At 61.4% G+C, this 12,641-nt stretch carries 11 protein-coding genes; 8 read left to right on the top strand and 3 right to left on the bottom strand.

Features of this window, described 5'->3' with window-relative positions; genetic code table 11:
- Window positions 1–8 precede the first annotated feature (8 nt).
- Genes ACT67G_RS03805 through hydA form a run of 4 tightly spaced genes read left to right on the top strand, consistent with a single transcriptional unit; the run spans window position 9 to window position 3,887 of the window.
- Window positions 9–1,256 (top strand): glutamate-5-semialdehyde dehydrogenase, encoded by a 1,248-nt coding sequence (locus ACT67G_RS03805; RefSeq protein ID WP_443663052.1) that lies wholly within the window; start codon window positions 9–11, stop codon window positions 1,254–1,256.
- Window positions 1,257–1,290: 34 nt separating this feature from the next.
- Complete coding sequence (locus ACT67G_RS03800; protein ID WP_325245825.1) at window positions 1,291–1,626, top strand: hypothetical protein; 336 nt, start codon at window positions 1,291–1,293, stop codon at window positions 1,624–1,626.
- A 32-nt stretch (window positions 1,627–1,658) separates the two neighbouring features.
- Window positions 1,659–2,456: a pyrroline-5-carboxylate reductase gene (proC, locus tag ACT67G_RS03795; RefSeq protein WP_443663051.1), complete on the top strand. Its 798-nt coding sequence runs from the start codon at window positions 1,659–1,661 to the stop codon at window positions 2,454–2,456.
- 57 nt (window positions 2,457–2,513) lie between these two features.
- Window positions 2,514–3,887, top strand: coding sequence for a dihydropyrimidinase (gene hydA, locus ACT67G_RS03790; RefSeq protein ID WP_326215689.1), 1,374 nt, complete (start codon window positions 2,514–2,516; stop codon window positions 3,885–3,887).
- Window positions 3,888–3,948: 61 nt separating this feature from the next.
- Here hydA and ACT67G_RS03785 read toward each other — a convergent pair whose 3' ends face one another.
- Window positions 3,949–4,440: a DUF4330 domain-containing protein gene (locus ACT67G_RS03785; protein WP_326215690.1), complete on the bottom strand. Its 492-nt coding sequence runs from the start codon at window positions 4,438–4,440 to the stop codon at window positions 3,949–3,951.
- Window positions 4,441–4,564: 124 nt separating this feature from the next.
- Between ACT67G_RS03785 and csaB the strand changes: the two genes are divergently transcribed.
- Complete coding sequence (csaB, locus tag ACT67G_RS03780) at window positions 4,565–6,823, top strand: polysaccharide pyruvyl transferase CsaB (protein WP_443663050.1); 2,259 nt, start codon at window positions 4,565–4,567, stop codon at window positions 6,821–6,823.
- Between the two features lie 5 nt (window positions 6,824–6,828).
- The gene (locus ACT67G_RS03775; protein ID WP_443663062.1) at window positions 6,829–7,818 is read left to right on the top strand and encodes a D-isomer specific 2-hydroxyacid dehydrogenase family protein; all 990 of its coding nucleotides are present in this window, start codon (window positions 6,829–6,831) and stop codon (window positions 7,816–7,818) included.
- 48 nt (window positions 7,819–7,866) lie between these two features.
- On the opposite strand, the gene ACT67G_RS03770 is transcribed toward ACT67G_RS03775, so the two are convergent.
- Window positions 7,867–9,183, bottom strand: coding sequence for a chloride channel protein (locus ACT67G_RS03770; protein WP_443663061.1), 1,317 nt, complete (start codon window positions 9,181–9,183; stop codon window positions 7,867–7,869).
- A gap of 25 nt (window positions 9,184–9,208) precedes the next feature.
- Window positions 9,209–10,057: a hypothetical protein gene (locus ACT67G_RS03765; protein ID WP_443663049.1), complete on the bottom strand. Its 849-nt coding sequence runs from the start codon at window positions 10,055–10,057 to the stop codon at window positions 9,209–9,211.
- Between the two features lie 336 nt (window positions 10,058–10,393).
- Between ACT67G_RS03765 and serC the strand changes: the two genes are divergently transcribed.
- Both serC and ACT67G_RS03755 read left to right on the top strand, forming a co-directional pair.
- Window positions 10,394–11,482, top strand: coding sequence for a 3-phosphoserine/phosphohydroxythreonine transaminase (gene serC / locus ACT67G_RS03760; RefSeq protein ID WP_443663048.1), 1,089 nt, complete (start codon window positions 10,394–10,396; stop codon window positions 11,480–11,482).
- A gap of 215 nt (window positions 11,483–11,697) precedes the next feature.
- Window positions 11,698–12,612: an NAD(P)-dependent oxidoreductase gene (locus tag ACT67G_RS03755; protein WP_326215695.1), complete on the top strand. Its 915-nt coding sequence runs from the start codon at window positions 11,698–11,700 to the stop codon at window positions 12,610–12,612.
- Window positions 12,613–12,641: the final 29 nt, after the last annotated feature.

The following is a 12,641-nucleotide window of genomic DNA, read 5'->3' as shown; positions in this document are numbered from 1 at the left end:
AGATTCCCATGACATCTTTACAGCAGCAGGGCGCTGCCGCCAAGGCCGCCACCTACGTGCTCTCCACTGCCGGAACAGCGAAAAAGAACGCCGCGCTGGAGGCCATCGCCAGGATCCTGACGGAGCATCAGGAGGCATGGCTGGCCGCCAACGCCGAAGACGTAGCCGCCGCCAAGGAGGCGGGGATGCGCCCGGCCATGCTGGACCGCCTCACCCTGACGCCGGAGCGCATTGCCGGCATCGTGGAGGGCGTGCGCCAGGTGGCGTCCCTGCCGGATCCCATCGGCCGGGTGGATAAGATGGAGACCCGGCCCAACGGCCTGATCATCGGACGGCGGCGGGTGCCACTGGGTGTCATCGCCATCATTTTCGAGGCCCGGCCCAACGTCACGGTAGACGCTGCCGCCCTTTGCCTCAAATCCGGCAACGTCTGCATTCTCCGGGGCGGCAAGGAAGCCATCCGCTCCAACCGCTGTGCCGCGGAGCTGATGCGCCGGGCTCTGGAGGAAGCAGGTCTCCCAGCCGACTGCATCTCCCTGGTGCAGGACACCAGCCACGAGACCGCCAATGCGCTCATGCACCTGGACGGGTACGTGGACGTACTGATCCCCCGGGGCGGCGCGGGGCTCATCCGGGCGGTGGCCAGGGAGGCCAGCGTCCCCGTCATCCGCACCGGCGAGGGCGTATGCCACGTGTATATTGACGCCGAGGCGGATCTGGACATGGGTGCCAAGATCCTCTATAACGCCAAATGCTCCCGCCCCTCCGTGTGCAACGCAGCGGAGTGCGTGCTGATTCACCAGGCGGTGGCTGCCGACTTCCTCCAAAAGGCGGTGCCCCTGCTGGAGGAAAAGAATGTGGAGCTGCGCTGCGACGAGACAGCCCTCTCCCTGGTGGGCAGCCGGGGTATCCCGGCCCAGGAGAGTGACTGGGACGCCGAGTACGACGACTATATCCTGGCAGTCCGGGTGGTGAAGGATACCCGGGAGGCCATCGACTTCATCAACGCCCACGGCACCGGCCACTCCGAGGCTATCATTACCAGCAACTACTTCACCGCCCAGCACTTCCTGGACGCGGTGGACGCGGCGGCGGTGTATGTCAACGCCTCCACCCGCTTTACCGACGGCGGCGAGTTCGGCCTGGGGGCGGAGATCGGCATCTCCACCCAGAAGATGCACGCCCGGGGACCCATGGGGCTGGAGGAGCTTACCAGCTGCAAATATATCATTTGCGGCGAAGGCCAGGTTCGCTGACCTGGAGCCCGCAGCCGGAGGGGGAAACGAAACCATGCTCTTTGAGACCATTGCCCTGAGCGTCATCACGCTGCTGCTCTTTTGCCTGCTGCTTACCCGCAAACCCGGAAAGCTCCAACTGATTTTGGGCGTCCTCACGGCGGTGAGTGCCGTGGTGTCCCTGGTACTCTTTGTGCTGATGCAGCACACCTCCGGAAATCCCGACGCAGGCGGCGGATTTTTCCAGCTCTACCTCCCCTGCTGCCTCTATGGAGCCTTGGGACTGTGGGGCGCCGGAGCCGCGTTTTTGAGCTGGAGAAAGCTCCGGCGGGACAAAGCCGCCAAGGAGTCCGCCCGCCGGAAAAAGGACTCCCCCGATCACCCTCAGTAACATCAAAATTTTAAAATAAGGAATGTGATACCATGGTTACCTTTGGATTCATCGGCACCGGCAACATGGGCGGCACCCTGGCCCGGGCTGCCCGCAAGCGTCTGCCGGGAGAGGAGATCCTCCTGGCCAACCGGAATCCTGACAAGGCAAAATCCTTGTCAGAAGAACTTCAGTGCAATACCGGCAGCAATGAGGATGCCGCCCGGGAGGCCCAGTACCTCTTCCTGGGGGTCAAGCCCCAGATGATGGCGGGGATGCTCTCCGGCATCGCCCCGGTACTGGCTGCACGGCAGGACCGTTTCATTCTGGTAACCATGGCGGCAGGCCTCACCATGGCCCGGATCCGAGAGATGGCGGGCGGAAATTACCCCGTCATCCGCATTATGCCCAACACCCCTTCAGCCATCGGTGAAGGTATGATCCTTTACACCTCAGACAGGGTCACCGAGGAAGAAATGCACGTATTTCTGGACGCCATGTCCGGTGCCGGCCGTCTGGCCCCTCTGGAGGAGCGGCTCATTGACGCCGGATCCTGCGTAGCGGGCTGCGGCCCCGCCTTTGTGGACCTCTTTATCGAGGCTCTGGCGGACGGCGGCGTGGCCTGCGGGCTGCCCCGGGCCCTGGCTCTGGAATTTGCCGCCCAGATGACGGCAGGCTCCGCCCGGCTGGTACTCCAAAGCGGGCAGCATCCCGGGGCGCTGAAAGACGCCGTCTGCTCTCCCGGCGGCACCACCATCCAGGGGGTACGCACCCTGGAGGAAGCCGGCTTCCGGGGCGCCGTCATGGACGCGGTGATCGCTGCCTATGAAAAGAATCTGGATCTTGCCTGAGACACATCAAACAAAACAGCGGCCCTTTTTCGGCCGCCGAGAACGGAGGTATTCATCATGAGGACACTGCTCAAAGGCGGAACCATTGTCACCAGCAGCGGCACCCGCCGGGCCGATGTACTGCTGGAGGATGAAAAGATCGTGAAGATCGGACGGGATCTCAACGACGCCGACACGGTTCACGATGTCACAGGCTGCCTGCTCTTCCCCGGCTTTATCGACGCCCACACCCACTTTGACCTGGATGTGGCGAACACCACCACGGCTGATGACTTTTTCACCGGCAGCCGGGCAGCTCTTCGTGGCGGCACCACCACTGTCATCGACTTTGCCTGCCCCAACAAGGGGGAATCCCTGCACTACGGCCTGGATCTGTGGCATCAGAAAGCCGACGGCCGCACCTTCTGCGACTACGGCTTCCACATGACCATCGACGACTGGAACGAATCCATCCGTGCGGAGCTGCCGGATATGTTTGCCCAGGGCGTCTCCTCTTTCAAGATGTACATGACCTATCCGGCCATGATGATCGGCGACCGTGACATGTACTGGGCCCTCAAGGAGCTGCGGCGGCTGGGCGGCATTGCCGGCGTCCACTGTGAGAACGCCGGTGTCATCGACGGCATGATCGCCGAGCGCAAGGCCGCCGGGGAGCTGGGCCCCGGCTCCCATCCCGTCACCCGCCCCCCCTATCTGGAGGCGGAGGCGGTGAGCCGCCTGCTGCGCATCGCCGAAGCTGCGGAGTGCCCGGTAGTCATCGTCCATCTCACCAACCGGGAGGCCCTCAAGGAAGTGGAAGCCGCCCGGAAGCGGGGCCAGATCGTCTATGTGGAAACCTGCCCCCAGTATCTGCTGTTGGATGAGAGCCTCTATTTCAACGAGGACTACTCCGCCGCCGCCCGGTACGTCTGCGCTCCGCCCCTGCGGGAAAAGGATCAGCAGGATGCCCTGTGGCGGGGATTGCGGCGGGGAGAGATCCAGACCATCTCCACGGATCACTGTTCCTTCACCTTGGCCCAGAAGGATATGGGCCGGGAGGATTTCACCAAGATTCCCGGCGGCCTGCCGGGCGTGGAGACCCGGGGCGAGCTCATCTATTCCTACGGCGTGGCCAAGCGCCGCATCTCTCTGGCCCAGATGTGCCGGGTACTCAGTGAGAACCCTGCCCGGCTGTACGGGCTCTATCCCCGCAAGGGCATTTTGCGCAAGGGCAGCGACGCCGATATCGTGGTCTATGATCCCGGCGCCAGCCATGTGATCCGCTCCGACGACTGCGTGGCCAATGTGGACTATAACCCCTACGAGGGCTTCGTTACCGCCGGCGGCATCCGTCAGGTGTGGCTGCGGGGACACCTGGCCGTGGAAGACGGCAAAGTCTTGGACGAAACACCTCATGGACAGTATCTGGTTCGCGGCAAAAACACCCTGTAAAAACTGCAAAAAAGGAAGCTGGCAGCTGCCAGCTTCCTTTTTTTGAAAGTCTTCCGGCGGATCACTCCTGCTCCCAGGAGACGTCCACGATGGTACCGCCGCTGAACTCGATAAACTCGCTTTTGAGGATGTAGTCGGTCTTGCCGATGCGCACCTCCTGGTCCCCCACCTTGGTGGTCATGACCTCACCGGAGGGCGTCTCCGTGGTGGCGGTGAACAGCAGCGTCACATGATCCGGATCCTCCACCCAGTTGCCGTTTCCGTCCAGCACGTAGAAGGGCTCCTGCTCCACGGCCTCGATCTGGCCCCCCACCAGTTCGCCGGACGCCATCAGCGGAGAGGGCAGATGGGAAAGGCATGTCTCATAGAGTTCTGCCGGAACCCCCTCACAGCGAACCACGTAAGTCACCTTGGTCATAGGCGTCTCCCCGCCCACGGCGCCGCCGCGGTTTGCCAGCTTCCACCCGCCGAAGGCCACCACCGCCAAAATCAGAATCACGGCGATGATATCGATGATGTTGAACTTTCCAATACGCTTTGCCTTTTGTTCCATGATATCCTCCTGAAGGGCGCACCAAGCGCCCGGTTTTCCCGGCTGTCATTCTGGACAACGCTTCCGGGATATTGTATAATATTTTTCACTGTTTCACAAGTCCCAAACGAAAGAAAGGTGTCCCATGAAAGTCATTCATTTGATCAGCGGCGGCGACTCCGGCGGAGCCAAGACCCACGTGCTGAGCCTGCTGCAGCACCTGAATCAACATATCCACGCCCAGTTGTTGTGCTTCCGGGACGGCCCCTTTGCCCAGGAGGCCCGTGACCTGGGCATCCCCACCATGATCTGCGGCGGCAACAATATCCTGCGCATCCGGCGCAAACTGACGGCCTATATCCGGGAGGGCGGCTATGAGCTCATCCACTGCCACGGCTCCCGGGCCAATATGATCGGTGCGCTGCTGCGCAAGTCCACAGGGCTGCCGGTAGTCACCACCGTCCACAGTGACTACCGCCTGGACTACATGGGCCGCCCCCTGAGCCGCATAACCTTCGGCACCATCAACGCCTGGGCCCTGCGGAAGCTGGACTACCGCATCGGCGTCTCCGATGCCATGGTGGACCTTCTGATCTCCCGGGGCTTTCCCCCCGACCGGTTCTACGCCATTTATAACGGCATCGACTTCACCCCGCCGCCTCCCCAGGGAGACCGGCTGGAGTACCTGCGAAGCCTGGGGGCCGATGTGGAGGAGGACAGCGTGGTGGTGGGCATCGCCGCCCGGCTCAATCCCGTCAAGGACATGTCCACCCTGATCCGGGGCTTTGCGGCCGGATACGCCAAAAATGCTCGGCTGCGGCTGCTGATCGCCGGAGACGGGCCAGAGAAAGACAAGTTGGCCGCCCTGGCGCAGGAGCTAGGCGTCAGCCGCCAGGTGTGCTTTGCCGGCTGGATCAGCGGCGGTATGGATCGCTTTTACAGCGCCCTGGATATCAACGTCCTCACCAGCCTCTCCGAGACCTTCCCCTACGCCCTGACGGATGGCACCCGTTTCCACCTGGCTACGGTGGCCACAGCGGTGGGCGGCATTCCCTATCTCATTGACCAGGACGTCAACGGCTACCTCTTCCAGCCCGGCGACTGGCAGGCTCTGGGAGAGCACCTGGCGGCCCTGGCCTCCGACGACGATCTGCGCCGGGACATGGGGGAAAAGCTCTACCAGAAGGCCTCCACCCAGTTCTCCATCCAGCGTACGGTGGACACCCAGCTGCACATCTACCGGGAGATCCTTCGCCGCCACAGCCGCCCCAAGGCGGCCCGGGACGGGGTGGTGATCTGCGGGGCCTATGGCCGGGGCAACGCCGGAGACGACGCCATTTTGGAAGCCATTTTGCAGGAGATGCGCTCCATTGACCCTGACATGCCCATGACGGTTCTCTCCAAAGATCCCAAGAGCACCCGCCTTGCCTACCGGGTGCGGGCGGTACACCGCTCCAACATCTTCGCCTGGTACGGCGCTATGAGTGCCGCCAAGCTCTATATCAACGGCGGCGGTAGCCTCATTCAGGATGTCACCTCCCGCCGTTCCCTGTGGTACTATCTCTACAACATCCGCACCGCCAAGCGCTGCGGCTGCAAGGTCCAGATGTACGGCTGCGGCATCGGCCCCGTCACCCGGGAGAGCCACCGGGACATTGCCGCCAAGGTGCTCAACGCCAGCGTGGATGTCATCACCCTGCGGGAGCCGGACTCTCTCAATGAGCTGCGGGCCATGGGGGTCACGAAGCCGGAGATTCTGCTGACGGCGGATCCCGCTCTGACGCTGCGCCCCGCACCGGAGGATCAGACGGACAGCGTCATGCTCCGTTCCGGGATCCCCGCCCACGGGCGGTATATCTGCTTTGCCCTGCGGCGCTGGAAAGGCTTTGAGGAGAAAGCCCCCCTCTTTGGGCAGGCGGCGGAATATGCCTACCGCACCTATGGACTGACGCCGGTATTCGTCTCGGTGGAAAAACACCTGGATCCCGGGGCCAATCAGCTGGCGGCCCAGGGCCTCACCATTCCCCATTACTTCCTCAACGACGCCGGAGGCAGCGGCACCATCATCGGCGCCCTGAGCCGGATGGAAGTGGTGGTCTCCATGCGCCTGCACGCGCTGATCTTTGCCGCCGGACAGGGCATCCCCCTGGCAGGCGTGGTGTACGATCCCAAGGTATCCGCCTTCCTGCGCTACATCGGGCAGGATCAGTTCGTCAATCTCCAGGATCTGACGGCAGAGGCCCTGTGCGGCATGATCGACAACTGCGCCGCACGCTCCGCCCAGCCGGAGGCGCAGTCTGCCGCCGTAGCCAAGCTCCAGGAGATGGAACAGCGGAACGTTACGGTGGCCCGCCGGCTGCTGGGCCTCTCCCAGCCCAACCAGAAAGGAACCGATACACAGTGAAAATCATGGTATATGAGGTCCGCCCCGATGAGATGGCGGAACTGAAAGCCCAATCCCAGCGCCTGGGGGTGGAGATCGAGACCACCTCCGCCGTCCCCACACTGGAAAACGCCACCCTGGCCGCCGGCTGCCTGGGTGTCTCCATTCTGGGCCAGGGCCGCATTGACGCGCCCTTGCTGGATGCCTACAAGGCTCTGGGGGTGGCATACCTCTCTACCCGCACTATCGGCTATGACCACATCGATCTGGATCACGCGCACGCCATCGGCCTGCGGGTGTGCAATGCCAGCTATGCCCCCAACGGCGTGGCGGACTTCACCGTGATGATGATCCTCATGTGCCTGCGCCAGTACAAGCAGGCGCTGTGGCGCGGACAGGTGAACGACTTCTCTCTGGCAGGCCTCCAGGGCCGGGAGATGAAGGATCTCACCATCGGCATCATCGGTACCGGGCGCATCGGCACCCAGGTCATCCGCAATCTCTCCGGCTTCGGCTGCCGGATCCTGGCTTACGACCTGCGGCGCAACCCGGCGGTGGAGTCCCTGGTGACCTATGTGGACTTCGACACCCTGCTGGGCCAGTCGGACGTCATCTCTCTGCACATGCCTCTGCTGGAATCCAACCGGCACATGATCAACCGGGACGCCATTGCCCGGATGAAGGATGGCGTGGTGATCATCAACTGCTCCCGGGGCGAGCTGGCGGATATCGAGGCGCTCATCGAGGGTATCGAGACGGAGAAGATCGGCGCCTTGGGCATGGACACCGCCGAGGGGGACGAGGGCATCATCCATGCCGATCACCGGGTGGACATCCTGCCCAACCGCAACTGGTTCTATCTCCACCAATTCCGCAACGTCATCATGACCCAGCACATGGCCTTCTACACCGATGCCGCCGTGGCCAGCATGGTTCGCTGCGGACTGGAGGGCATCTGCCAGATGGCCTCCGGTCAGAGTTGTCCCACAGAACTGAAAGCGGACGCCGCCCGATAATCAAACATGCAAAAACGCCCCCGGCTATTGCCTGGGGGCGTTTTCTCTTCATTTTTTCAGGCTGCCGGAGACCGGCGGCTCCTGATGGGGGCCTCCCGCGTGGTAGGCGTTGGTGCGCACATTGATGTATTCGGCCTTCAGCTTGGAGTAGAGGATGGTCTGGCTGGAGTAGAGGCCGTTATAGCCGGAGAGGACATAGCTGACGCCGCAGGCCACGGCAAAATACAGAAGGCCGCCGTCCCCGAAGAGCTCCACCGACAAGAAGGTGGACGCCAGGGGGCAGTTGGTGGCACCGCAGAACACCGCCACCAGTCCAATGGCGGCGGAGAATTCCGCCGGCAATCCCAGAAGCGGCCCCGCCACGCATCCGAAGGTGGCTCCCACGAAGAAGGACGGTACCACCTCGCCGCCTTTGAAGCCCGCCCCCAGGGTCAGGGCCGTGAAGAGGATCTTCAGCAAAAAGGCCTCCGGCCGGGCGGTTCCCTCCTCCACAGCGGCGGTGATGACATCCATGCCCGCACCGTTATAGTCCGTGGTGCCGCACAGCAGTGTCAGAACCACCACTGCGGCACCGCCTGCCGCTACCCGGATCCAGGCGTTGGGCAGATGCCGCTTCATCTGATGCTCCACCAGATGGATGACGTTGCAGAACAGCACCGACACCAGAGCGCATCCGGCCCCCAGCACCGCCACCTGTATCAGAGTAATGCCGTGGAGGCCCGGCGCCAGCACCACAAACCGGGTGGGCTCCACCCCCAGTTCCAGGGAGATCCAGTAGGCCACCAGGGAGGCCGCCAGACAGGGAATGAACGCCGCGTGGTACATAACGCCGATGCTGATGACCACGATGGCGAAAACAGACGCCGTCAGAGGCGTACCGAAGAGGGCGGAGAAGAAGGCCGCCATTCCGCAGAGGGTCGCCGTCCGCAGATCCCGGTCATCCATCTGGAACACCCGGCCCACATTCCAGCCGATGGTACCTCCCATCTGGAGTGCCGCGCCCTCCCGTCCGGCGGAACCGCCGCAAAGGTGGGTGAGCATGGTTCCAACAAAAATCGCCGGCAGCAGCAGAATCGTCAAAGGCTTTCCCAGATGCACGGCGTCGATGATGTCGTTGGTACCCAGGCCCTCGGTTTTGGTGATCTTATAAAATCCCACGATCAAAAGTCCCGCCACAGGCAGGCAGAACAGCAGCCAGGGCTGCGCGGTACGCAGCAGCTCCGCCTTGTGGATGCCAATGTGGAACATGGCCCCCACAAAACCGCAGCAGCAGCCTGTCACCGCCGCCAGTATCAGCCATTTTACCATGGCCTGAGCGTAGAGCTTGGTGTGGCGCACCCACTGGCAAATTTGCTTCCAGTACATTTCCATTTCTATCTGTTCCCCCGTCTTACATTCGAACCGGGGCGGCCGCTTCCCGCCCGTCCAGCGGGGTCTCCAGCACCTCCGGATTTTTGAGATAGCGGCTGAAGGCGGCGAAAAAGCGGGAGTATTCAATGCCTGTGGCCACCCGCTCATCCATCACCACCCCCAAGGGCATCAGCTTTTTCCGGCTGCCCGGCCCCGCCAGAGGATCCAGCACCGGTTTTCCCATGCAGATGAAGACGCTGGTGGTGCCGAACTCATAGCAGTGGTGGAAGATGTAGCTGGTGTTGATGGAGGCCAGGTTGGTAATAAAGAGGCTGGTGTGGAAGGGGCTCAGATCGATGATCTTCCGGGGCAGCAGCCCGTGGAGATCCAGGTGGTAGGCAAGGCCGAACACCAGCCTTGCAAGTCCCGGAACCCGGAATGCAAAATTGGCAAACCGGTCTGTGCGGTTGTTGTGGGCCGCCTGCAGGTTCCGGTCGATGTGCTCCTTGATTTTGCGGCTGATGGTAAAGACGGTATCCTCCGGCTCCAGGAAGATCTTGAGGGTGGTCTCGTCCGGGGTGCCGTCCGCCCGGGTCTTGAGGATCACAAAACTGAAGCAGAAGTGATTCCTCTTGTAAATCTTCCGGTTCATGACGAAGTAATTGACCTTGGGGTGCTCCAGGGCCGCCTTATAATAAGCCGCCGCCAGCACGCTCATATGGGTCACGGAGTGCCCCTCCCGGCGCTTTTGGCGGATATACTGCTTCATGATCTCCTCATCCACATAGTCGCTTGCCCAGTTCTGGGCATCAAAGCGGCGGGGCATGATGTAGGGAAGTGCCTGCATGATGGGGGTCAGATTCTTGACCCGGGTTCCGTCCTGCCTCATAGCTTGCTCCTCATACTTTTTCTCCGGGGATCGCGTCCCCATACTTTTACATGTTAATTATATAAAATCCCCACCGCTTTTGCAATCGCAATCCGCCGCAGTTCCGTTTTTTCCTGTTCTTGCTTAAATTTCCGAAAATATTTCTTCTGTTGGCAGTCGTTTTAGCCAAAAGCCAAACTAATTTTTCGTGAGGACCATCAAACTTTCAGAACCGGTTGATTCTTGAAACCCTCTGTCGTATACTAAATCATAGAAGGAAGTCAACCTTTTTCGGCGCCAAAGCCCCTTCAGGAGCTGCGGCAGCCGGATCAATTCAAAGAGATGGAGGAATGTAAGATGAAATACGGCCGCACTTATAACTTTTCCGCCGGCCCGGCCATGATGCCTGAGGAAGTGCTGGAGGAGATCGCCGCCGAAATGATGAACTACCGCGGAAGCGGCATGTGCGTCATGGAGATGAGCCACCGGTCCAAGGTGTTCCAGCAGATCATCGACGAGGCGGAAGCCGACCTGCGCAAGCTGATGAGCATTCCCGACAACTATAAGGTGCTGTTCGTCCAGGGCGGCGGAACCGTTCAGTTTGCCATGGTTCCCATGAACCTGATGAAAAACGGCGTGGCCTGCTATGTGGAAACCGGCAACTGGTCCAAGAAGGCCATTAAGGAGGCCCAGAAGTACGGCGAGGTAAAGATCGTTGCCTCCTCCGCCGATAAGAATTTCTCCTACATTCCCGATTGCTCCGATCTGGACATTCCGGACAATGCCGACTACGTCTACATCTGTGAGAACGAGACCATCAACGGCACCACCTATTATCACCTGCCCAACACCAAGGGCAAGGTCCTGGTGGCGGATCAGTCCTCCATGTTCCTCTCCCGTCCCTGCGACGTGAGCAAGTACGGCCTCATCTGGGCCGGCGTGCAGAAGAATGTGGGCCCTGCCGGCATGGCTGTGGTCATCATCCGGGAAGACCTGCTGCGGGACGACCTGCCTAAGTTCGTTCCCACCTATCTGAACTATAAGACCCACGCAGACGCCGACTCCCTGTACAACACCCCCAACTGCTGGGCCATCTACTGCTGCGGCAAGGTCTTCAAGTACCTGCTCTCTCACGGCGGTCTGGAGGCCATGGCCAAGCGCAACGAGGAGAAGGCCGCCGTGCTCTATGACTTCCTGGATCAGAGCAAGTTCTTCACCGGCGCCGTGCGCAAGGAGGATCGCTCCTTGATGAACGTCCCCTTCGTCACTCCCTCCAAGGAGCAGGATGCCGATGTGGTGGCCGCCTCCAAGGCCGCGGGCTTCGATAACCTCAAAGGCCACAAGAGCGTGGGCGGCCTGCGGGCCTCCATCTACAATGCCATGCCCAAAGAGGGCGTGGAGGCTCTGGTGGAGTTCCTCAAGAAGTACGAGGCGGAGCACGCCTGATCCTTTCCCGGCGGATGCCGGATACGCCTGTCCCCCAATGGGCGTAGGATTTTCCGACCATTGTCAAGGGAGCGCCCCTGGGGTGCGCTTCCCGCCAGACAGGCCCACCCAAAACCGCAGGCAGATCCCGGACGGTTTTGGCTGCGGAAAAGACCGGACGCCCATGAGCGTCCGGCGTGGGTGTGCCGGAAAATGATTGAAAGGGGATCAAATTTATGAGCATTCGTGTTCTGGTTACCGACGGAATGGACGCCGGTGCGGTGGAAAAGCTGCGCAGTGAGGGCTATGAGATCGTGGAGCAGTTCTACGAGCCCGACCAGCTGGGCGCAGCCCTGCGGGAATTTGACATCGTCATCATCCGCTCCGCCACCAAGATCAAGGAGCCTCAGATCGACGCGGCCAAGGGAAGCCGACTGAAGCTCATCGTCCGGGCAGGCGTGGGTGTGGACAACATTGCCGTCAAGTACGCCGAGGCCAACGGTATCCAGGTAAAGAACACTCCCCGCGCCTCCTCCAATGCCGTGGCAGAGCTGGCTCTGGCGCTGCTGTTCTCCTGCGCCCGGAATATCTCCATCGCCGGGCACACCATGCGGGAGAACAAGTGGGAAAAGAAGGCATACTCCAAGGGGTTTGAGCTTGCGGGCAAAACCATGGGTGTCATCGGCTACGGCCGCATTGGCCGCATGGTGGGAGAAAAGGCCCAGGCCCTGGGCATGCAGGTACTCTCCACCGTCCACCGCAACAAGCCTGAGGGCTGTGAGTGTGAGACCATGCAGTTTGTCTCCATGGACGAGCTGCTCAGCCGTTCCGATATCCTTGTTTTGTGCGCTCCCAGCGGTGACAAGCCTCTGGTGGATGCGGAATCCCTCCAGAAGATGAAGGACGGCGTGGTCATCATCAACGTCTCCCGGGGAGCCAATGTGGATGAGGCTGCCCTGCTGGACGCTTTGAACTCCGGCAAGGTTCGTGCCGCCGGCCTGGATGTGTGGATGAGCGAGAAGGATCCCAACTGGGCGCTGGCCCAGCATCCGGCCGTCTCCTGTACGCCCCACATCGGTGCGGGCACCAAGGAGGCCCAAAAGCGCATTGGCGCAGAACTGGTGGATATTGTGGAGCATTTTGCAGGCTGAATCAATTATAAAAGCAAAAGCGGGGAGCC

The organism is Dysosmobacter sp. (genome assembly GCF_052306735.1).
GTDB lineage: Bacteria > Bacillota > Clostridia > Oscillospirales > Oscillospiraceae > Oscillibacter.
The sequence above is the reverse complement of the archived record's forward strand: the minus strand, read 5'-3'. Positions and strand labels throughout refer to the sequence as shown.